Raw genomic sequence first — 21,276 nt, 5'->3', positions numbered from 1 at the left:
GTTAATGCTCTAATCTTCAATCTGCTCAACCGATACCTCAACCGCTTCCACATCAATTGTACCTGGAGCTGTTAAGCGCTTAAAACGACCCTGTTCTATCTTCAAAACTTCCCCGCAACTGGGGCACTGAGACTGGGTATTATTAAACCCAGTGAACTCATGGGCACAGACTGGACATTGATCTACCACTAGATTACGTCTGAGCCACCAGCGAACTCCGAACCAGGCAATCACTGGTGAGATGATTAAAAAACCAATCAAAATCAAAAAACCATTGACTACCCATCCCAAGCCAACTGTGCCTAGCAAGAAACAAGTTAAGAAGAACGCTAGCCAACAGCCCATACCTGACAGGTTGAACTGAAACAGTTTCGGGTTATTCTGATTCACAGTTTTCTTTTAAGAATAACAAATCTCATCGGGTAGTTATATACTAGTTCACATTCGTCTTAACTTGAATAGAAATTACCCCTCGCTGCTTATGCTCCGCAAGGGGCGACTCAATCTTTACACAAAATCGAGTAACTCTTGTAACCGCTTTGTCAGAGCCTCTTTACTAAATAACCCTAGGGATTGTTCTCGTAACCACTGACCATCACAGCGTTGATCCTCTCCCTTGAGAATTTCAATACAAGCCGCAGCGACTGCATCGGGGTCTCGATAGGGAACTTGCCAACCAAGCTGACCATCTTGCAACGGATCAGCAGAACCATCAGAATCCCCAGAAAGGACAGGTTTACCACAAGCCATGGCCTCCAGGTATACAATCCCAAAGCCTTCTTGAGAGGGCATGACGTAGGCATCAGCTACTCGGTAGTGTTCCACTAATTCTGGTGTAGGGACAAAACCAGCAAAAACCACCTGATCGGCAACACCCAAATCTTTGGCTAGCTGTGCCAGTCTCGGTTGATCATCACCACGACCAATCACTAGATATTTAACCTCTGGAAAGATTTTTGCGATCGCAGGAAGTGCTTGAATGGTAACATCAACTCCTTTATAAATATCCCCAGACCACAGACGGGCCACAGTCATCAACACCTTAGCACCAGTCAGACCATACTTTTCGATTAAGGCTGGTGATTTCGGACCAGGAGTAAAAGTATTCCCATCAACAGCACAAGGCAACATCTTTACCTTTTCAGGATTTAGCTTATTGGCAGCACAAGCGCGATCGCGACTGTAACGACTGATAGTCCAAATTGCTCCTGCCCGGTCTAGGGCATTACGTTCTTTTAGGGGTAAGGGTTGCCAAACCTCTTTGCCATAGGTCAAAACTGTATAGGGAATCCCCAGACTATTGCACAACAGCTGAGTCAGGGGAGCCAGTTTGATATGACCGCAGAAAACATGCTTGGGACGTTTTTGCCATAAATCAAACCATAGCGCTATTGTTAAGCGAACACGCCCTAGCACAGGAGACTTAGTTTTCAGGTAATGGAATTTGAGTGGGTAGACATCAAAGGGATTGTCACAACCAATACCATCCCGCAGCAAAAATACTTGAGCGCTAGAACTGGTAACAGTCTTAGCAGCAACAGACAAATATGCCTGGAAAATATCTTTGACGTAGGATTGGATGCCCCCTTCACACTCAAAAATCTCTAGGAAAATGAATACGTAGTTAGATGCGGTTTTCTGTGTGTCGCTCAAATTCGTTAGTTAGTTTTGAGTTCGATTCACCTATCTTACCCTCGAACTATTTCTAAAAGCATTAGGGATATTAGGGAAAAACAACCAAGAACTTGTAGCCATGGGAGACAGGGTTACAAGTTCTTGGCACTGAGGAAATTCTTTGAAATTCCTATCAAGCAAAAATCCCACGGCTCAAAGTACGTGGGATTTTCAGAAAAGCTTTTTTACAGGACTAATCACGCTACCACTGGAAATCCCACAAACTCTAGATGAAGCTTCCACCACCTGGTTATCACCGTTCGCGTAGCGTGGCGATAGCCAGGTGGTGGTGTCTTATGCTAATCTAGGGCTAGCCGCAGCCCACAAATCACACAAGCAAACCCAGCTTCTAGGTGGTCGTCCAGAACTTTTGCTGGAACGACCCTCACCGTCATTTCTGCGAGTGAGTTTAAACACACCTCTAGCACCGATGTTGTAAGCGCCGTTTAAGTCGGCATTAAACCGCTTACCTGAAGGGAAGGTTGCCAAAGAGTATTTTTGAGAATTTCTCTTAACCGTACCAGAGCCATCAAAAGCAAGTTTAGAGGTATAAGACGCAACGACTTCTATCACTTTTCCACCCAATTCAGCCCATTTCATTTCTGTGAAGTCGCGGATTTTTGCCTTGAGCCATCCGTGGAATCTTTGTTTTAAATTAGACCGCTTTCGTCCACCAATGGGCTTCCACCCTTTAAGATTCTCGAATACAATGGCTTCCGAGTTAAACTTTTCAGCAATCTCAACAATCCGCTTGGAAACAATATGGCCAATTTGGTTATTGATTCTTTGGCATTTTTGATAAGTCAAAGAGCAAAAACCTTTATGTAGTTTTCCTCCTTTTCCCATCGTTTTCGATGCTCTTGCTGATACGGACTTTAGTCGTTTGTCCCTGCGGTCTATGTCTCTTCCAAGATGAATAAAATCACGTTCGCGTAGCGTCGGCTTTGCCGAATGGATTACAGTGCCACTATGGGTTACAACTGCTACGGTAGCGGTAGTATTAATCCCTAAATCTACCGCAGTTATGTTAGCCAATGGCTGGCGTTTTTCTGGTTTGCAAGTAAACGGAACAGACAGATGACAGTACCGTACGTTAAAAATCAACGAAGGGGACATCATCTTGTTTGTAGCTATCTTATGACGCTCTCTTAGACCAGTTATTTGAACTGTAGTCCAAACCCAATCTTTACCATTAAAAGCCTTGATTTCGATTTGGTCAAAACCATGTAGCTTGTAACATTGACCTTTGTACAAAGCTGGATAGCAGCCAGTATCAGCATTTAATCTTGGTGGCTTGCTATCTTTTCTTTTTCGACTACCAGACTGCCATTCACGGTATCGAGTCACATAACTACTAACCTGTCCAGCGGCAAATGCTATCGCAGCTCGACGGTAGTAACTAGGGAACTTGTAAAAAGCCTTGTTGAATTGTGGATATTTGATATTTGGACGCTTGGCTGTTTTATGCATCAACTTTTCGACAGCAGGAGTTAGCTGTACAGCAGTCAAGCCACCAAGCTCAGACCAATGAGTATAGATAATACCGACTAAGTACCTACAAGCCTGACGATAAACTTTAACCGTCTCCGAAAACAAGATTTTTTGTCCGGGAGACGGATTAAGCTTCCATTTATCAGTCCTGATGACTTTGGTCGGCGTTTTCACTAGTCTATGATTCTATTGTTAGTTAATATTTTAACCTCTAAAAATGTAGACGACAATAGATTGATTGATGTTTTAGGTTTTTAGCTATTGTTGTTGGCGTGGACTAACCCCCACCTGGACGAGGTGGGGGAATGCGTCTCACGTCTTGTTCAAACTCTAGTTGTAGGATCAGCCTGATGGTTAGGCTTATCTTAAAACAGACCCAAAGTCAAAGACTGATCAATGGGGAAGGTAGCACCAACACCAAGCCAGATGGTGACTAGGGTACCAAATAAAAATACCGTAGTTGCCACTGGACGGCGGAATGGGTTCTGGAATTTGTTAACACCTTCGATGAAGGGAACCAGCATCAGACCCAAGGGAACTGATCCCATAGCAGCAATACCCAAAAGTTTATTAGGGAGAATCCGCAAAATTTGGAAAACAGGATATAGATACCATTCCGGGAGGATTTCTAACGGTGTGGCAAAGGGATCTGCTGGCTCACCAATCATAGCTGGATCGAGCACAGCTAAACCAATGCATAGAGCAATGGAACCCATGATTACCACTGGGAAAACGTAGAGGAGGTCATTAGGCCAAGCTGGCTCGCCATAATAATTATGACCCATCCCCTTGGCTAGTTTGGCACGTAAAATGGGATCGTCTAGATCCGGCTTTTTAAGAACTGACATTGCTTAAATTATTCTCCTTAATAAGTAAAGGTAAGCAGGTGGCAGCAGGAAGGTTTGCATTTAGTTTTAACACTTTCCTGACTTTTAGTCAGTACAGATTTACAACGGACCAGAAATGCCCTGTTTGCGAATCATCAGGAAGTGCAGCAGCATGAAGACAGCGATAAACCAGGGTAGAACAAAGGTATGTAGGCTGTAGTAGCGACTCAGAGTACCCTGACCTACACTAGTACCACCGCGCAGCAGTTCGACGATTAAAGAACCAACTACGGGAATAGCTTCAGGAACGCCAGATACAATCTTGACCGCCCAGTAACCAACTTGGTCCCAAGGCAAGGAGTAGCCAGTCACACCGAAAGAGACTGTAATTACTGCTAAAACTACCCCTGTCACCCAGGTCAGTTCACGGGGCTTTTTGAAACCACCAGTCAGATAGACCCGGAAGACGTGCAGAATCATCATCAGCACCATCATGCTGGCAGACCAGCGGTGAACAGAGCGGATCAGCCAGCCAAAGCTCACTTCAGTCATAATGTACTGTACAGAGCTAAATGCCTCAGCGACCGTCGGCTTGTAGTAGAAGGTCATGGCAAATCCAGTAGCAAACTGGATTATAAAGCAAGTTAGAGTAATTCCACCCAGGCAGTAAAAAATATTAACGTGGGGAGGTACGTACTTTGAAGTGATGTCATCGGAAAGTGCCTGAATTTCCAGACGCTCCTCAAACCAGTCGTATACTTTCGAGTCAGTGATTTGCTTAGAAAACATGAGGCCAGAGTTTCCGAAAGGATTTTGCCGTCAGACGTTGAATGTCGGAGTCTTCAACTCCCTAAGTTACAACGAATACAGCCTATATGTTACATGATGTTAATTTTAACATGACTTGCTTCATTAATTTGCCGTAAACTCTGGCGGTTACAGCCCTAATATTATACCTGATAGCGGTTACAGGTAATATAACTTAACAAGTACTCTAATAATTTTGATCATGCACAAACGATCCTTGTGGGTTGGACTGTTACTAATCTTGCCAATCATGCTATTGTCTGCCTGCTGGACACCAAAAGCGGCTGCCTTCTCTCAGGAGGAAAGGCTTTTCTCCCAAGCATGGCGGATTGTCTCTCAATCCTACGTTGATGATACCTTTAACCATCAAAATTGGTGGTCGTTACGTCAGAAGACCTTGAAAAAGCGGCTGCCTAATCGTGAAGCTACCTATACTGCCATAGAAACAATGTTAGGTAGTCTTGGGGATCCCTTCACACGATTGCTCAGACCTGAACAATATCATAGTTTGCAAATCAGCACCTCTGGTGAACTCTCCGGTGTCGGGCTACAAATTGCCATTGATGTGGAAACTGGTCAGTTAGAAGTAATCACCCCAATTGCTCAATCACCAGCGGATTTAGCCGGTATCCGACCACGGGATCACATCCTAGAAATTGATGGCATGCTGACTAGGGACATGACTCTAGATGAAGCGGCAGCGCGGATGCGTGGACCAATTGGTACAACAGTTACCTTGAAGATTCAAAGCCAGAAAGAACAGCCAAAATTGGTGGAAATAGTACGCGATCGCATTTCCCTAAACCCAGTGTATTCTGTCCTCGATACCCAGGACAATAGAGACCCAGTCGGTTATATTCGCCTGTCTCAATTTAGTGCCAACGCCCCAATGGAAGTTGCCCACGCCGTTGCTAAACTCAAGGAGATGGGTGCAGATGGCTATATTCTTGATCTCAGGAATAATCCAGGGGGTCTATTGCAGGCAGGTATTGAAATTGCTCGCCTCTGGTTAGATCAAGGCACTATTGTTTACACCGTTAACCGCCAAGGCACCATTGGTAGCTTTGAAGCCTATGGTGACGCTCTTACGGAAGACCCCTTGGTTGTATTAGTTAATCAAGGCAGCGCCAGTGCTAGTGAGATTCTAGCTGGGGCTTTACAGGACAATGGTAGGGCAAAGCTAGTCGGGGAAAAAACCTTTGGCAAAGGGTTAATTCAGTCGTTATTTGAACTAATAGATGGGTCAGGATTAGCAGTTACCGTTGCCAAGTATGAGACACCAAATCACCGGGATATTAATAAATTAGGGATTGAGCCAGACTTGGAGGTGCCTTTAGAAGCAATTACTATGAGCCAAGTGGGAACAGAAGCAGATAGTCAGTATCAGGAAGCAATCAAGTTGTTAACCTCTGATACTTTTCTTGCTAAGGCAAGTTAGATTATCTGTAGATTAGGGCGTCAGAGCATCAGGCCGTCAGGGCGTCAGATATATAGCTCTTCTGGGTTTTTAAACTTCGCGCTCACTTCTGATAAACGCTCTGTAGCTTGGTCAATCACCCCTTTGCCTCGCAAAAAACCAGTATTGGCACCAGGACAGATAAATTGAAGAGTCTCTGGGGTAAAACGCTTAAGCAAAGATTGCACATTCCGAATCTGTCTTGGCCAATGAAATGTTTTCGGGGTTCGCAGGGGCAACAGTTCTCCTTGTTTACTAGGAAGCAAATGACGCCCAGAAAATAGCACACCCCCGGCACCAGTGTAGTAAAGACAAGAAGAACCAGGAGAGTGACCAGGAGTCCAAATCACGTAGCAGCAGGGATTTATAGTCAACTGCTGGTGAAATGTAACTACGTCCAATCCCGGCAGTAAGTAAGCCTCTTGTTCTTGAATCAGGACTTGGCATCCCATACTCTCCTGAATTTCCTTTGCTTTACCAATACCACCGCGATGGGTAATAAACAGTAATGAGACTCCCCCTTGCTCACGCAAAAATTGTTGGTTAGTCTCATTCCAGGCAGGACAATCAATCAATAGGTTGAAGGAATTTCCTACAATAATATAAGCCGTACCACCTAACGTATCTCGATTGGGTGGAAAAGCAAAAATGGGATCTAGAACAAGGCGTGGTGGCTTGGATGCAGCAGGTTGCTGATTAGAAGATGCGCTTGGCGTAAGATTAAAATCGCCTTTTGCTGGAGTATCGGGTTGCACAATGCTTGTAGTTTAATTGTAGTTTTTAGTAGACGGTGTGATCTTTCATCATGGAACTCTGGCTACTCCCATTTATTTTACTCGCTGTGATCACTTACTTCGTTATCCAGCGAAGCGTTGCTAGCCTCACTCGGACACCAGTCTGGTTACTGTGGCTGGTAATGATGACTCCACCACTAGTCTGGATTGGTTGGACTCTGTTCAATGGTGAGAACACACCAATACCACCAGCCCTATTGCTCGGTCCATTTGTCATTTGCTTGCCATTGTACTGGCTGCTGATTCAATGGGGACGCTCAGATCCCAATTCAACCATGACCAAAGAGAATCCTACTAAAACAACTACCTCAGACCCGGTCGCCAAAATTTCATCGGCAACTGAAAAGTCAAGCCTTCGTCCTATAACTAAAGAAGAAGAAAAAGACCTCAGAAATTGTTTTCCCTGGGGAATCTACTATCTCCAGAATATTGAGTACCGACCTCAAGTGGTGTTGTGTCGCGGCAAACTGCGCACTAACCCAGAGCAAGCCTACCGTACCGTGCGGTCAAATATAGAAGCTGAGTTTGGCGATCGCTTCTTCGTAGTCTTTCAAGAAAGCTTTAGCGGCAAACCCTTTTTTGCTCTAGTGCCCAATACCAAAAAATCAACCAAACCTTACAGGGGGTCTGAATCATTAACGCGACCTGGTTTAGCATTGGGTCTGATGCTCATTACCTTGTTTACCACCACCTGGATGGGCACTCAGATAGCTGGAGTGTCAGAAAATCCCCTTACTGACCCAGCGCTTTTACTGCAAGGACTGCCCTATGCCCTGGCCTTAATGGCAATTCTCAGCATTCATGAACTCGGTCATTATTTTGCCGCAATGGTTTACAAGGTGCGTACAACTCTGCCGTACTTTATCCCGATACCCTTTTTCTTCTTGGGAACATTGGGAGCATTTATTCATATACGCTCTCCTGTTCCTAACCGTAAAGCGTTATTTGATATAGGCATTGCTGGTCCACTGGTCGGTTTAGTGGTTACCCTACCAATCCTAATGTGGGGATTAGCCCATTCCAGTGTAGTGCCTTTGTCTGACTCTTCAGGAATCTTGAACCTAGAATCCCTCAATCCCCGATTTTCCCTTTTGCTCACCTTACTAAGTAAATGGGCATTGGGCAGTGAGTTTATCTCCAACACAGCCATTAACCTTCATCCTGTGGCAGTCGCTGGTTATGTCGGTTTAGTTGTTACTGCTTTCAATTTAATGCCAGTGGGGCAACTTGATGGTGGGCATATCGTCCATGCGATGTTGGGTCAAAGAACTGGTATGACCATTGGTCAAATTACCCGGCTTTTAATGATGCTCCTAGTATTGATTCAGCCAGAATTACTCCTGTGGGCAATTATTATTTTATTCATGCCAGTGGCAGATGAACCAGCCCTTAATGATGTTTCAGAACTTGACAACTGGCGAGATTTCTGCGGAATTATAGCATTGTTGATTTTAGTCAGTATTATTTTGCCAGTACCAGGAACAATCACTAAGTTGTTAACTATTTAGTCAAAATTTAACATTGAGAAGTAAAAATTGAGACTATAAAATTGTTAATTGTGAATTGTTGGATATTAACAGTTAACAATTAATAATTAACAATTGAATAAAGTGGTTGTCATAGAAATCAGGTACACAGGATTTTTTTCCCTACTCCCTACTCCCTACTCCCTACTCCCTACTCCCTACTCCCTACTCCCTGTTCCCTATTCCCTGTTCCCTTTGCTATATAATGACTAATGACAAACAACAAGTAAATGTTATCGGTGGTGGACTAGCGGGTACAGAAGCCGCTTGGCAAATTGCTCAGGCAGGAGTACCAGTGGTGTTGCACGAAATGCGACCAGTGCGACTATCCCCGGCTCATCATACGGTCGAATTGGCAGAATTAGTATGTAGCAATTCTTTTGGTGCTAAGTCAAGCGATCGCGCTGCGGGTTTGTTGCACGAAGAATTGAGACGCCTTGATTCAATTATTATTGGCAAAGCTGATCAACATGCTGTTCCAGCTGGGGGTGCCTTAGCTGTAGACCGAGCAGTATTTAGTCGGGAATTGACTGAAACCTTAGCTAGTCATCCCCTGATCGAGTTGCAGCGGGAGGAAGTTCCGCAAATTACTACCACAGGGGTGGTAGTACTGACAACCGGTCCGTTGACTAGTCCTGCTTTAGCCCAAGACCTGCAACAGTTCACTGGTTTAGAATACTTTAGTTTTTTTGATGCCGCATCACCGATTATAGTGGGGGAATCCATCAATCGTGATATTGCCTTTATGGCATCCCGGTATGACAAAGGAGAAGCGGCTTATCTTAATTGTCCCATGAATCGGGAGCAATATCGTCACTTCTGGGAAGAACTGTGTGCAGCCCAAAAGGCCGAATTGAAAGACTTTGAGCAAGAAACTGCTAAATTTTTTGAAGGGTGCTTACCGATTGAGGAGATGGCTCGTCGGGGGGAAGATACTATGCGCTACGGTCCTCTGAAGCCAGTGGGACTGTTTGATGCCCGTAAGGGAGACTTCCGCGCCCCAGAAAATCAGCACCACCGTCCTTATGCTGTGGTACAGCTGCGACAGGAAGATAAAACAGGTCAGCTGTGGAATATGGTGGGATTCCAAACTAATTTGCGCTGGGGTGAGCAGAAACGGGTATTTCGACTGATTCCAGGTTTGGAAGAAGCAGAGTTTGTGCGCATGGGGGTGATGCATCGGAACACCTTTCTGAATGCTCCTGAGTTATTGCAACCAACCCTACAGTTCAAAAAACGCTCTACTTTGTTGGCAGCTGGTCAATTGGTAGGAACAGAAAGTTATACAGCAGCAGCTGCGGGAGGGTGGCTGGCTGGTACAAATGCGGCGCGACTGGTATTGGGATTGGAACTGGTAACGATGCCACCCACTACGATGATGGGAGCGTTATTTGACTTTATCAGTTCCGCATCACCTAAGCATTTTCAGCCTATGCCACCAAATTTTGGGATTTTGCCCGAATTGCCAGTGCGGATAAAGAATAAGCGAGAACGATATGGAGCATATCGCGATCGCGCTTTGGCAGATCTTGATGGTTGGTTGATTAGGCTGCGCGTATCTGCAGCTTAAGAACTCTTATATTCCAACAACATAACTTTGACTTATTCTGACTCGAAGCTCCTGACTTGATATTGCTAAATTTCAGAGCTTTTAAGTGAAGGTGGAAGATAGTAAAATGGGTAATGGCTTGGGAGTAATCAAAGTTACCAATTTACCATTACCCAATTTTTACAATACTGATGTTCCCGAATATAATATCAGCATTATTCAATTTAGGTTTACCAATTAAGTGCGGGATAGCTCAGCTGCAATCGCTATCATTCAATTGATATGTCCCAATTAAGTGCGGGATAGCTTAGCTGCAATCGCTGTTTCCTTAGCATCCACATCTTCTTCCTGAACTAAAGAAGCTTTTTTTATAGAACTCTTCTCCAGATTAGCAATCGGGGCAACAATTGGCCAAAAAACGGTTGCTATCGTCAACACTATCCAAGATATGCGGATTTGCTCAGGAGATAAATTAGTGTCTTTCTGGAAAGCTTGAAACCAGATCGCAAAAAAGTAGAGAGCGCCAGAAACGTAAAATCCTGCTAGTACCGTCATAACTAAATTTTATCCTAATATTGGTTAATTACAAGTTTTCATTCGGTCTGATTGACTGAAAACTCTGATGAGATCAAATCCGGTTAATTACTGGTTTGTTAACTATTCCCTCGATGTTTGGTAATGGGGAATGGGGAATCATCAACTACTCATTTCCAATTACGAGTTACCAATTACCCGATCAGGGATATAATAATTAGTTGACCGGATTTGAGATCAGCTACATTTACAGAGTTACCGAAAATTAGGCTAAAGTAACAGTTTTAGTGAACAAAGGGCTAAATTCCCCCAAAGTGAATAGTTAGGGAACGGGTAAAGGGGAACCGAAAACAGAACGATCAAGTCTTATGTTGCCTGTTGTAATCTGCTAAAAAACGAGATATATACTGTACTTCACGGAATTTTAACCCGCTGTATACTTGATTGCCCTTACTTAAATAGACTAGAGGACTGAGGTTTGTGCTTAGGTTGTTGCTAGGGTGTGTGGTGTTTACTTTGGTGTATGATTTCCCAGCTCAAATACCTTAGATACCTAAATAGTACAGACAAGTCCCCATAATGACAACACTAATGCTTTCCCCTCACTATTCACTATCGGCCAGTAGTAGTAGATAATATCCAAGGAGTGTTTAACTTTCGTCAGCATCAATTTATATAGAACTGATCTACAACCGTTGACAGCTGTATTCGGGAATTTTTTCGATGATTGTTCACAATACTGAGATAGTCTGTGGTTAAGGAAATCCGGCAAAGGGCAACCTATACCAAAAACGTCAACCCGTCTGGTAAGGTTAGGGATTGGTATGGCTTACACGGGATAGGGAGAGTTTGTCTAGGCTGTGTTCTTTGGCTGCTAATCGTCACAATTCCAGGGAGTACTTCTCCCTCACCCAACCCAGGAGTAGTAAACCCAGAAGTAGTAAACCCAGGAGCAGTAGATACCCTGCAACAGATACAGCAACATATTGAGCAGCAACGGTCTACTATTATTAAGGAAAGCGATCGCATATCTAATGTGGAGCAATCTGCCCAGAAGAAGCTGGGTGTGATTGAGCTTAATCTCAAGTCCACTGATACGGCTAACCAGGATTATAATGGCCAAATCCAACTGGCTAACCAGCGTCTAGACCAGTTGCAGGAGGATTTAGCAATTGCCGAGAGAAGCTATTACGAAAAGCGTGCTGCAATCATTGCTCGACTGCGTTTTTTACAGCGCCAGCCCAATGCTGAAGTTGGGTCGAATCTCCTCCTCAAGAGTCAAGATATCAACGAATTTCTGGCTCGACGCCGCCGATTGAAGTTAGTCTATCAAACAGACCAGAAAATCTTAACTAGTTTAAAAGCTGAAGCCGACAGCATTAACCAACGCAAAACCGAGATAGAGGCTCAGAAAAACCGAGTTTCCCTACTTAAACAACAACTCCTAGCCAAAAAGAAGCAGTTTGAAGCCCAGCTGAGGAAACAGCAACAACTGATTGACCGACTTAACTCTAACCGACAAGCTTTAGAAGCATCCCAAGCCCAGTTAGCAGAAGATTCTAAAAATATTGTCATCTTGATTCAACGAGAGATTGCCCGTCAAAACAAGATTGCGGCAGCTAGGAAGGCAAGGCTTCGCAAAACTTTTGTTTTTAATACTGGTCAGCTGCTTTATCCCAGTAATGGCTCCATTACCAGTAGTTTTGGTTGGCGACGTCACCCCATTCTAGGTACATCTCGGTTCCATTCTGGAATTGACTTTGGGGCTAGTTATGGCAGTACTATTCGAGCAGCAGATAGCGGTATAGTAATTTTTGCGGGTTGGTATGGTGGCTATGGCAATACAGTAATTATTGACCATGGCGACAGTATTGCTACCCTCTATGGTCATGCCAGTAGACTATTGGTGAGTAAGGGAGAATCGGTCAAACGAGGAAATGCGATCGCAACTGTTGGGTCTACGGGTTTCTCTACCGGTCCCCACCTCCATTTTGAGGTTCGTAAGAACGGTGAACCTGTCGATCCGGCAAGTTATCTCTAGCCGATGGCACTTGCTAAGGCAGATTTCAAACAGTTTACACTTCTCGGTGCTCAAGTCGTGTATAGTTAAAATTGGCGATAGTGTGCTATTATCAAAGCTAATAAGATAGAGTAACTAAAATATAGTCACTCAAGCATAAGGGCGCGTAGCTCAGTGGATAGAGCACCAGATTCCGGTTCTGGGTGTCGGGGGTTCAAATCCCTCCGTGCTCGTTTGGATAAGTTGATATAGCAGTCTAAATTGTATTCTTCAAAGGGCTAGCTCTGGCGTTAGGCACGACCAGAGCTAGATTATAGTGAAAGTTGTAGATTTACTTATCATTTGGGAGCTTGAAAGGGCTTCTTCCCAATTATTATTCAGTTAACAATAAACAATTAAAAATAAACAATTAACAAAATTTTCCTAACCATAATAATATTTTGATTAACTGAACTTCCCATCATTGTTTATCCCAGAGCCAATCATGACCATTCCAGACTTAGTGACGTGGCTAAAACAACGAACTGCTCTGAGTATTTTGACTCAGGAGGTGTTACAGAATCTAGCACCTAAGCTGGAAGAGCGGATTTTGCCCGCAAACCAAACCTTAGTGCTAGCCAACACCCCTCCCGCAGGATTATATATTCTCCGCTCAGGTCGGATCGAAAGCAATACTGAGGATTGGCAAGCTGTGGGTTTACTCCCTGGGGCAGTGATTAATCTACAAGCTCTATTATTGAACAAACCTGTTGAGCAAACCTTAATTACCCTCAACGAATGTCAGTTTTGGTTTGTCAGTGCTTCCGAATTTCGGGCACTCGTGGAACACTATCCAGAAATTACCCAAGCTTTCTCCCAACAACTGGCTGAAGAAGTAGAGTAACCGTTCAGGGGGGTTGTAATCATCAAAAAAACACACCCGGCAGGAGTAATAATGAAATAAAATTATTGAGCTGCGATCACTAGCTCTTGCTCATGCTCGTGATCAGAAATAGCTACCTATGGCAGTAACGAAGGGGCAGGTTTACCTGCGCGTGCAGCGTTGATTGCATTTGTCAAAAACTCCAAGACATTACGCTGCTGGGACTTCAATGTTGTCACAACAGTTAACATACGAGCAACAAAAGCACTCCCTGCTTGAGTCTGAGAACCAAAACTGGTACGCCGCCAGATTACTGCTGGACGGATGGCTCTTTCTGCTGCATTATTTGTTGGTTCCACACCCTCAACACTCACAAACAACCATAAAGCTGGTTCAACTTTGAGTAGTTGGCGACAAGTGCGGACAGTTTTAGCAAGGGGTGTTTTCTCCTGTGACCCAATCGAGTAAGAATCTGCTTGTTTTAAAGTCAACTTGACCCCTTCACGTATCTCCTCGACTAGCAATTGAAACTGACAACGTTTCAAAGTACCATATAGTACTCGATGCCACAATTCAAACAGCTTCTCCTGTTGTTTAACCAATGCAGTCCCTAATTCTTTAGATACCCCAGGACGTTCCGAGATTTTAATGAATTCCCGTCGCAGATGTGCCCAACACAATTGCCGACGTTCCAAGTCTACCCAGTTATACGCACCATGACGGTCTGAGTTTAAAATACCACCAAAATTTTGACCCAGTAGGTTTTGAGAAGCAGAGGTACAACGAGTTAGGGCAATCTCAAAAAATGTCACTAGTGGCGTGACTGCCACCCACAACCACGCTTTTCGTTGTTTGGGGTTTTTCCCATCTAGATTTCCTTGATTAAAGCTCGTTTCGTCTGCTCCTACCACCTTTGAGTGTTGGACATAAAGTTTGGCATCCTCAACACTGCTTGCCACTGCATCGCTTGCTTCTTGCCGGAGTTTGTTTACCGTTCCTAATGACATGGAAATCTCAAACAAGTCAGCTAGAGCACTTTGCACCTGGCGTTGACTATTGCGGTAAACTCCACTCAGTAGTGCCACCATTGCTACTACTCGTACTCCGTATCCACTCCTGTTGACCTCCTCTGGCAATTTAGCCCTGGTTGATCTCTGACATTGCCCACACTTCAACGAGTGTAAACGATGCTCGATCACGATCGGTTCAATCGGTGGAATCTCTACTATTTGGTGGCGATAGGGGTTTTGATCTTCTCCACTTAGTCTTTTCCCACAACAGGAGCATTTGCTTGGATGATGGTCAATGATCTGGTTACACCGCTCGATTGGATACAAGTCTCGACTATGCCCATCATGACCTGGTTGACCTCCTCGTTTTCTCTTACTTTTGTTTTTCTGTGGTTTTTTTTCCAGCCCTGGTGGGTCAAAGGAAGGAGGCGATGATGAGTTCTTTGATGTCCGTCGGGTTTTTTCTAATAGCTGTTGCTGAACTGCCGATATATCTGTGAGTTGTTTTTTTAAATTTTCAATTTGCTGCGCCATTCCCTCTACCAGTTTTTTGACACTGGCTGGAGTTTCTTCCCAATCTGACCAGGGGACTTGCTCTATATAGTTTGGGCGCTGCTGTTCCATGTTCCTTACCTTAGCATATTCTCGCTACCATTTTTGGCGAGGGCTCTTCTACCCCCTGAACGCTTACGAAGTAGAAGAGTTATCCGCTCAGCTAGCCTATGAACAAGAGCGTCAAACTATCTTACGACCATATCTGGTTAGTAAAGCCAAACGGGGGATTATTGGGAAAAGTCGCTATGGGGTGCGACTGCGATCGCAAGTTAAACAAGCAGCGGAAAACCGCGAATCGGTGATAATCTTCGGAGAACCTGGACTGGAAAAAGATAACATAGCAGCCTTGATTCATTTTAGTTCTCCCTATCGGCGAGAAGCCATGATTAAAGTCGATTGCTCTAAATTACAAGCCAGGGTCGCAGAATTATTTGGTCGTGCAGGGGGAAAACCTGGGTTAATTGAAGCCTTAGGTCAAGGAACTCTACTATTAAATAATATTCAAGAACTTAGCCCAGAACTTATTCCAGAAATTGCTAATTTACTTAGAACCAATACCTATACTCCAGTCAACCGTTCCCAACCGGTAGTCGCTCATGGGGGAGACCCCCAAGACCGCGCTACCTCAGAACATACAAATGTTGCACCAGCCAACGTCTCTACCAGTCAGGCTCGGATTATCATGATTGCCGAGAGAAAACTGCCAGAGATTGATTCGGTGGCAGAAAAATTGATTAAAGTACCACCACTACGGGTACGAAAAGCCGACATTGGTGACATAGTCAACTACTATATTAGTATCATATCTCGTGCTAAATGTATTAATAAAAACCGGATCACTCCCGAAGCATTACGGCGATTACAGGCGTATGATTTTCCCAATAATCTCAGGGAATTATACAATTTAGTTGAACGAGCCATTGTGCAGCTAGAAGGATGTTCAGAAGTAACCGAAGAAATTATCTGGCCCTCCCAAAGTAAGAAAAAGAAATTCCGTCTCAATCTCTTAAATTATTATCCAGGGTTACGTCGCTTTCTCCGCAGCCCTTGGTGGCCAGACCGGATTAATTATGGCTTTACCTTAACCGCTTTTGCGATTATTGTTGCTATTTTATTTATCGGACCCCAGAATCGTCAAGAAAACTTTGCGCTTAATTTATTCTGGGCGTGGTGGTGGCCCTTAGTATTAATTAGTTTTCCCTTTGTGGGTAGGTTATGGTGTGCAGTTTGTCCATTCATGATTTATGGGGAAGTTACTCAGAAATTATCCCTGTGGCTATTTCCCCGTAAGTTAAAACGTTGGCCCCGAGAACAGGCTCAAAAGTGGGGAGGTTGGTTTTTGTTTGGCTTATTCTTCTTGATTTTATTGTGGGAAGAATTGTGGGATTTGGAAAATACCGCTTATCTTTCCGCTTGTCTACTGTTATTAATTACAGCGGGTGCGATGATATGTTCCGCTATTTTCGAGCGACGCTTCTGGTGCCGCTATTTATGTCCCATTGGCGGCATGAATGGCATGTTCGCTAAACTATCGATAACGGAATTACGAGCACAACAAGGGATATGTTCAGCGGAATGTAGCACCTATCAATGTTATAAAGGTGGTCCCGAAAAAGGGGAGGGAATGGAAACGGATGGCTGTCCCTTGTACTCTCACCCAGCACAATTGGAAGATAACCGGGATTGTGTGTTGTGCATGACCTGTTTGAAAGCCTGTCCCCATCGTTCAGTAGAAGTGAATTTACGTCCTCCAGGTATTGAATTGTGGACTACCCATGTGCCTCGCAGTTATGAGGTAGCTTTGTTATTGTTATTGTTAGGAGCAGTGTTTTTGCACCGTTTACCAGAATTGCAAGAAAACCTGGGGTTAGGGTGGGATTTGAGTCAGTTTTGGACTCATGGTTTGCTCTCGGTAACAGTGTTGAGTTTACCAGCAATTGTCCCACTATTGGCTCAAGGAATAATGGTAGGATTATATCAGGTAAAAGAAATTCGTAAGCCGAGTTCTTTTGTTAAATTAGCTTATGGATATTTACCTTTAGTGTTAGCTGGTAATTTGGCTCATTATTGGCGGCTTGGTTTAGGAGAAGGAGGACGGATTTTACCGGTAATGTTTGCTACGTTTGGATTGAGTGGTGAAGGATTACCTGTGTTGGTCGCCCATCCAGCAGTAATTGCGTTCTTGCAGGGAACTACGTTAATTGCTGGAGTACTTTTATCCCTGTTATTGACCCAGAAGATAGGGCGTCAACCGTTTAGTTTGTTATTACCACACCATGTGAGTACGATAGTTTTAGGAATTAGTTTGTGGTGGATTATTGTGGGATTTTGATATTAAGATGCAATCGGATATGCGATTGGCCGTAGGCCACGCTACGCGATTAGCCCAAAGGGCTACGCTACGCGAACGCACTCGAGTCAAAATCACGTAAAGGTCACGGTAATAGGTCTTGCACAGTCAAGGAACCAATGGGAGAGCCATCGATTAGAACAGACACTTGTTCGGAGGGTTTGTAATCGTGACGTTGCTGATAGGTTGGCGTTGTAGCTAGATCAATGGGTTGGGTATAAACTTCGAGTTGCTTGTCGATCAGATTGACAATCCAATAAACTGAAATACCTGCACGAGCATAGATGCCTTTCTTTAAGGTTCGGTCTCGTTCTAGGGTGGAGTCAGCAATTTCAACCACTAAAGCTAGGTCTGAGGCACCAGGATGGCGGTCAAGATAATCGCGAGTATCGCCTTTAACAATCACGATATCCGGTTCTGGCTCACTATTTTCCAAAGTAATTGGTTCTTGTGCATCTACATACCATCCCTTTGGAATAATCGCTTCCAGTGCATTCCGAGTCAGTTTAGTAGACGCACGATGTGGTGGATTTTTCGGCATTTTAGGAATGAGCCACCCTTCCAGCAGTTCAACTGGGTCATCTTCGCCCAGGATACCCCAGCGAATCATCTGGTGGTATTGTTCAACCCTAAAGCGCCAGACCGGTTCAGTTGGTACAGCTAAAGGCTGTCCAAGGTTTTTTCCCCTCGATTGAGTAGAGACAGACACAAGGTTACGACTTCTTGTTTTTGCCTTTTATCCTAGCATTGCAAAACCTAAGAGATAGCCCCAGACCTGATCGGGTCTGTTATGCCAATTTCCAAAAATATTGCTACAATCTTACAGTATACTATAGACATTCATCACCTCTTCACCACCTCAGACCATCACCATCTGTCCGCTGGCTAGCTTTATCCTGAGACTTGCAGTTAGGGATTATATCAGTTACGTTAATAAATCGGTTAACAAATTGGTTTAGGTAAACCCTCTAGATAGACTTAATGATCGCTATTTCCGCAGTAGACCTGTTTTGTGGTGCTGGGGGGCTGACCCATGGCTTCCAGCAGGCGGGTCTTCCTGTGACTGTCGGGTATGATATTGACCCTATATGTCAGTTTCCCTATGAATACAACAATAAAGCCAAGTTTATACTCCAAGGCGTAGAAGAACTCACTGGTACTGACTTAGCAAAACACTACAGAAGGGATCAGATCAAGGTACTAGCAGGATGTGCTCCATGCCAGCCCTTTTCCAACTATTCCAGGCGATACACCAACAAAACCACTAAGTGGAAACTTCTCCATGACTTTGCTCGCCTCGTCCGGGAGTGTAATCCAGAAATCGTTTCCATGGAAAACGTTCCTCAATTGAGACGATATCAAGTTTTCGAGGAATTCACTACTGAATTAAAACATCATGGTTATTCTATCTCTTTTTATGAGCTTGAGTGTAAAGACTACGGTATTCCTCAAATCCGCAAGCGCTTAGTCTTTTTTGCTTCCAAGTTTAGTAAAATCAATCTAATTCTCCCCACCCACAATAACAAGAATTACGAAACAGTACGCAAAACAATCTATGACCTTGAACCTCTTGGGGCAGGTGAATCATCAAAAACTGACCGACTCCATCGGTGCAGTAAACTTTCAGCACTAAATCTCCGTCGTATCCGTGCTTCATTGCCTGGTGGAACTTGGCGAGACTGGCCCGATGAGTTAGTTGCAGAATGTCATACTAAGGATAGCGGTAAGACATATTCAGCAGTCTATGGTCGGATGGAATGGGATTTGCCAAGTCCAACGATTACTACACAATTTTTTGGTTTTGGTAATGGTCGGTTTGGACATCCTGAACAAGATAGAGCCATATCTCTGAGGGAAGCTGCATTGTTACAAACTTTTCCTCGGGACTATAAATTTGTTGCAGACACTAAACCTGTGGTGTTTAATAATGTCGGGCGTCTAATTGGGAATGCTGTTCCTGTAAAGTTGGGTCAGGTAGTAGCTCAAAGTATTCTGAAGCACGTTAGTAATATATAAATTAAGGAGTACTGGTGGATGAATCCAAGTATTCCTGGTTAGCTAGATAGGTTTCTATATTTTGTAGTATCTGTCTTAAATACTTGACTACCTTTTTTTGTATTTTTAAGAGGTCATCAGCACTTTGCTCTCTTCCTACTTCAGCAAAGGACTTGATGCCATGGGCTAAATCGTTTCTGTTTTCTTTAACAGTTTCCAAATCCTCTCCATGTCTCGTCTTAGCGTAGTCAGTTGTGCATGAGAAACCATATTCCTTTGCTGTTTTCTTAATCAATTTTCCGTCAATATTGCCTGAAAACAGGTCTTCTTTATCAAATCCAGCATTGATGATATCAATAGAAATCGCTGTGAGATTTAAAATAACTTTATCAGGGTTTCTCTTTTTAAGGTTCTTTAAGACAATTTTTTTAAGTTGAGGTTTGATTTCATCAAAGGAAATTCCTTGACTCTGGAGTTCATCGAAGATGGCTTCTATAGCATTTCGCATTGTGGATTCGACCAGATTGTACAGCAACAAGAATCCACTAGCTTTCATGGTTTTTAATAGCTCAGGGTCAATTTGTTTAATTTTAGGTTTTCCACTCTTCCCCTCCATACTTAACTTAATTGTTCCTTGCTCCATATTTTTCAAAACAATAAAATACTTACTCACTTCTTTAGAGCGTTCGTTGAAATCTTCAAATAATGGACTGGTCATGCTTTATCTAGGAGTTGATCACGCACATACTCAATACGCCGAATTACTTTAGGTCTAGAGTTACTTGCATCAGAGGTAGTGTACTCCTTGAATTCTGGCGAGTCAAGCCAATTCTCAATTGATTTTGGCTGAAGATTTATATTTTCCCTCAAGGCAAGAGCAACCCCAACGGATATAGCCTCAAATCGAATACGAGGCGTTGTTGTATGTCGTTTTGATTTGCTAAATCCATTTTCAAAGTGCTTCTCTACGAAATCCAACATTGATTGGAATTCCGCCTTCATTGTTTCACGTTCAAGTCCGGGCTTGTTGTGTTCTTCCAAGTAGTCATTGAGAAATTTATTAACTTGGCTTTCAAAATTTTTATAGTTGTTCAGATAGGCGAAAAAACGTAACACGAATTCCTGGGGTTCACGTCTGCGAATTAGGGCTTCTGAAAAGGGACATAGCTGAAGGAATTTTTCATTTTTGGAGAGTTGATCCAAGAGATCTAGGAATGGTCCGGGTGATATGCCTCTGCGTTTCTCCATGTCATTTAGCTGGACGCTACCTGTATTTATCCTTTCAAACATATCCCGCCGCACTTCCTCATTTGCCTTTTCAGTCAGTTGGATCATCCGAAGGGTACTCCTCTTAAAGCGCCTTTGTCGGGCAAGTGGTAAGTCAGTATATCGAAATCTATTGAGTTTTTTTAGCTTCTCCAAACCAGTTAAGGTCAGTTCATTATTTAGAAATCTAGCCAGAGTACGGATACGCTGTGTACCGTCTACTATCTCCAAACGCCCTAGATCGTCTTCCGGTTTCGGGTTCTTGGTATCGGCAACAAAGATATATGGTATTGGTAACCCTAAAAGTACAGACTCAATGAACTGCGACTGCCTTGTTTCATCCCAAGCCATCTCCCTTTGGTAATCTGGTATGAACAACTCGTTGGTATCGTCATCCTTGCCATCCATGTATTTCTGAACCAGTATTTCAACTGGATACTCTTTGGTGTCGTAATCAACAGGCTTCTGCTTCTCCCTAATTTCTGCTTCTGCTGCCTCTTTATCCTCAACTGTGATTTCTGGCTTATTTGACTTGGACATAGTTTTACCTGATGTAATGT

General features: G+C 43.7%; 19 protein-coding genes and 1 tRNA gene. 9 read left to right on the top strand and 11 right to left on the bottom strand.

The features are described 5' to 3' along the window. Window positions 1–9: 9 nt before the first annotated feature. The 5 genes from BJP37_RS05910 to petB form a co-directional block, all read right to left on the bottom strand. Window positions 10–390, bottom strand: a complete 381-nt coding sequence (locus tag BJP37_RS05910; RefSeq protein WP_075897235.1) for a hypothetical protein — start codon at window positions 388–390, stop codon at window positions 10–12. 117 nt (window positions 391–507) lie between these two features. Then, the gene (locus tag BJP37_RS05905) at window positions 508–1,653 is read right to left on the bottom strand and encodes a glycosyltransferase family 4 protein (RefSeq protein ID WP_075897233.1); all 1,146 of its coding nucleotides are present in this window, start codon (window positions 1,651–1,653) and stop codon (window positions 508–510) included. A gap of 315 nt (window positions 1,654–1,968) precedes the next feature. Continuing rightward, window positions 1,969–3,339, bottom strand: a complete 1,371-nt coding sequence (locus BJP37_RS05900; protein ID WP_075897231.1) for an IS200/IS605 family accessory protein TnpB-related protein — start codon at window positions 3,337–3,339, stop codon at window positions 1,969–1,971. A gap of 191 nt (window positions 3,340–3,530) precedes the next feature. Then, on the bottom strand, window positions 3,531–4,013 hold the full coding sequence (petD, locus tag BJP37_RS05895) for a cytochrome b6-f complex subunit IV (RefSeq protein ID WP_075897229.1): 483 nt from the start codon (window positions 4,011–4,013) through the stop codon (window positions 3,531–3,533). Window positions 4,014–4,112: 99 nt separating this feature from the next. Then, complete coding sequence (gene petB, locus BJP37_RS05890; RefSeq protein WP_070391575.1) at window positions 4,113–4,781, bottom strand: cytochrome b6; 669 nt, start codon at window positions 4,779–4,781, stop codon at window positions 4,113–4,115. A 220-nt stretch (window positions 4,782–5,001) separates the two neighbouring features. Between petB and ctpA the strand changes: the two genes are divergently transcribed. After that, window positions 5,002–6,237, top strand: a complete 1,236-nt coding sequence (gene ctpA, locus BJP37_RS05885) for a carboxyl-terminal processing protease CtpA (RefSeq protein ID WP_075897227.1) — start codon at window positions 5,002–5,004, stop codon at window positions 6,235–6,237. Window positions 6,238–6,281: 44 nt separating this feature from the next. Here ctpA and BJP37_RS05880 read toward each other — a convergent pair whose 3' ends face one another. Then, a complete protein-coding gene (locus tag BJP37_RS05880; RefSeq protein ID WP_075897225.1) occupies window positions 6,282–7,010 on the bottom strand; it encodes an MBL fold metallo-hydrolase in 729 nt (242 codons plus the stop codon). A gap of 50 nt (window positions 7,011–7,060) precedes the next feature. On the opposite strand from BJP37_RS05880, the gene BJP37_RS05875 reads away from it, so the two are divergent. The 3 genes from BJP37_RS05875 (at window position 7,061) to trmFO (ending at window position 10,145) form a co-directional block, all read left to right on the top strand. Continuing rightward, window positions 7,061–8,557 (top strand): site-2 protease family protein, encoded by a 1,497-nt coding sequence (locus BJP37_RS05875; protein WP_075897223.1) that lies wholly within the window; start codon window positions 7,061–7,063, stop codon window positions 8,555–8,557. A 93-nt stretch (window positions 8,558–8,650) separates the two neighbouring features. Continuing rightward, window positions 8,651–8,788 (top strand): hypothetical protein, encoded by a 138-nt coding sequence (locus BJP37_RS40790; protein WP_198953965.1) that lies wholly within the window; start codon window positions 8,651–8,653, stop codon window positions 8,786–8,788. Next, the gene (gene trmFO / locus BJP37_RS05870) at window positions 8,781–10,145 is read left to right on the top strand and encodes an FADH(2)-oxidizing methylenetetrahydrofolate--tRNA-(uracil(54)-C(5))-methyltransferase TrmFO (RefSeq protein WP_075897221.1); all 1,365 of its coding nucleotides are present in this window, start codon (window positions 8,781–8,783) and stop codon (window positions 10,143–10,145) included. Before BJP37_RS40790 ends, trmFO begins: the two co-directional genes overlap by 8 nt. Before the next feature lie 270 nt (window positions 10,146–10,415). Here the strand turns inward: trmFO and BJP37_RS05865 are convergent, their stop codons facing one another. Then, complete coding sequence (locus BJP37_RS05865) at window positions 10,416–10,679, bottom strand: hypothetical protein (protein ID WP_075897219.1); 264 nt, start codon at window positions 10,677–10,679, stop codon at window positions 10,416–10,418. An 817-nt stretch (window positions 10,680–11,496) separates the two neighbouring features. On the opposite strand from BJP37_RS05865, the gene BJP37_RS05860 reads away from it, so the two are divergent. From BJP37_RS05860 to BJP37_RS05850, 3 genes are all read left to right on the top strand, one after another. Continuing rightward, window positions 11,497–12,699: a murein hydrolase activator EnvC family protein gene (locus tag BJP37_RS05860; protein ID WP_075905799.1), complete on the top strand. Its 1,203-nt coding sequence runs from the start codon at window positions 11,497–11,499 to the stop codon at window positions 12,697–12,699. A 139-nt stretch (window positions 12,700–12,838) separates the two neighbouring features. Further along, window positions 12,839–12,911, top strand: a tRNA-Arg gene (locus BJP37_RS05855). Window positions 12,912–13,162: 251 nt separating this feature from the next. Further along, window positions 13,163–13,561 carry a cyclic nucleotide-binding domain-containing protein gene (locus BJP37_RS05850; RefSeq protein WP_075897217.1) on the top strand — a complete coding sequence of 133 codons (399 nt, stop codon included), beginning with the start codon at window positions 13,163–13,165 and terminating at the stop codon, window positions 13,559–13,561. A gap of 116 nt (window positions 13,562–13,677) precedes the next feature. On the opposite strand, the gene tnpC is transcribed toward BJP37_RS05850, so the two are convergent. Beyond that, window positions 13,678–15,174, bottom strand: coding sequence for an IS66 family transposase (gene tnpC / locus BJP37_RS05845; protein ID WP_075897215.1), 1,497 nt, complete (start codon window positions 15,172–15,174; stop codon window positions 13,678–13,680). Here tnpC and BJP37_RS05840 point away from each other — a divergent pair. Next, window positions 15,173–17,437 (top strand): sigma 54-interacting transcriptional regulator, encoded by a 2,265-nt coding sequence (locus tag BJP37_RS05840; RefSeq protein ID WP_081431087.1) that lies wholly within the window; start codon window positions 15,173–15,175, stop codon window positions 17,435–17,437. The genes tnpC and BJP37_RS05840 overlap by 2 nt on opposite strands. 103 nt (window positions 17,438–17,540) lie before the next feature. On the opposite strand, the gene BJP37_RS05835 is transcribed toward BJP37_RS05840, so the two are convergent. After that, complete coding sequence (locus BJP37_RS05835) at window positions 17,541–18,164, bottom strand: Uma2 family endonuclease (RefSeq protein ID WP_075897213.1); 624 nt, start codon at window positions 18,162–18,164, stop codon at window positions 17,541–17,543. A gap of 272 nt (window positions 18,165–18,436) precedes the next feature. On the opposite strand from BJP37_RS05835, the gene BJP37_RS05830 reads away from it, so the two are divergent. Further along, the gene (locus BJP37_RS05830) at window positions 18,437–19,471 is read left to right on the top strand and encodes a DNA cytosine methyltransferase (RefSeq protein ID WP_075897211.1); all 1,035 of its coding nucleotides are present in this window, start codon (window positions 18,437–18,439) and stop codon (window positions 19,469–19,471) included. A gap of 1 nt (window position 19,472) precedes the next feature. Here BJP37_RS05830 and BJP37_RS05825 read toward each other — a convergent pair whose 3' ends face one another. Both BJP37_RS05825 and BJP37_RS05820 read right to left on the bottom strand, forming a co-directional pair. Continuing rightward, complete coding sequence (locus BJP37_RS05825; RefSeq protein WP_075897209.1) at window positions 19,473–20,168, bottom strand: MAE_28990/MAE_18760 family HEPN-like nuclease; 696 nt, start codon at window positions 20,166–20,168, stop codon at window positions 19,473–19,475. Next, a complete protein-coding gene (locus tag BJP37_RS05820; RefSeq protein ID WP_075897207.1) occupies window positions 20,165–21,256 on the bottom strand; it encodes a DUF262 domain-containing protein in 1,092 nt (363 codons plus the stop codon). The genes BJP37_RS05825 and BJP37_RS05820 overlap by 4 nt, the downstream gene beginning before the upstream one ends. Between the last annotated feature and the right edge of the window lie 20 nt (window positions 21,257–21,276).

Origin of the sequence: Moorena bouillonii PNG (assembly GCF_001942495.1) — a bacterium.
Lineage (GTDB): Bacteria > Cyanobacteriota > Cyanobacteriia > Cyanobacteriales > Coleofasciculaceae > Moorena > Moorena bouillonii.
The sequence above is the reverse complement of the archived record's forward strand: the minus strand, read 5'-3'. Positions and strand labels throughout refer to the sequence as shown.

Coding starts and splice junctions, on each gene's coding strand:
- BJP37_RS05875 (WP_075897223.1), top strand. CDS start 7,061: ATGGAACTCTGGCTACTCCCATTTATTTTACTCGCTGTGATCACTTAC.
- BJP37_RS05825 (WP_075897209.1), bottom strand. CDS start 20,168: ATGACCAGTCCATTATTTGAAGATTTCAACGAACGCTCTAAAGAAGTG.
- petD (WP_075897229.1), bottom strand. CDS start 4,013: ATGTCAGTTCTTAAAAAGCCGGATCTAGACGATCCCATTTTACGTGCC.
- petB (WP_070391575.1), bottom strand. CDS start 4,781: ATGTTTTCTAAGCAAATCACTGACTCGAAAGTATACGACTGGTTTGAG.
- trmFO (WP_075897221.1), top strand. CDS start 8,781: ATGACTAATGACAAACAACAAGTAAATGTTATCGGTGGTGGACTAGCG.
- BJP37_RS05850 (WP_075897217.1), top strand. CDS start 13,163: ATGACCATTCCAGACTTAGTGACGTGGCTAAAACAACGAACTGCTCTG.
- ctpA (WP_075897227.1), top strand. CDS start 5,002: ATGCACAAACGATCCTTGTGGGTTGGACTGTTACTAATCTTGCCAATC.
- BJP37_RS05830 (WP_075897211.1), top strand. CDS start 18,437: ATGATCGCTATTTCCGCAGTAGACCTGTTTTGTGGTGCTGGGGGGCTG.
- BJP37_RS05865 (WP_075897219.1), bottom strand. CDS start 10,679: ATGACGGTACTAGCAGGATTTTACGTTTCTGGCGCTCTCTACTTTTTT.
- tnpC (WP_075897215.1), bottom strand. CDS start 15,174: ATGGAACAGCAGCGCCCAAACTATATAGAGCAAGTCCCCTGGTCAGAT.
- BJP37_RS05840 (WP_081431087.1), top strand. CDS start 15,173: ATGTTCCTTACCTTAGCATATTCTCGCTACCATTTTTGGCGAGGGCTC.
- BJP37_RS05820 (WP_075897207.1), bottom strand. CDS start 21,256: ATGTCCAAGTCAAATAAGCCAGAAATCACAGTTGAGGATAAAGAGGCA.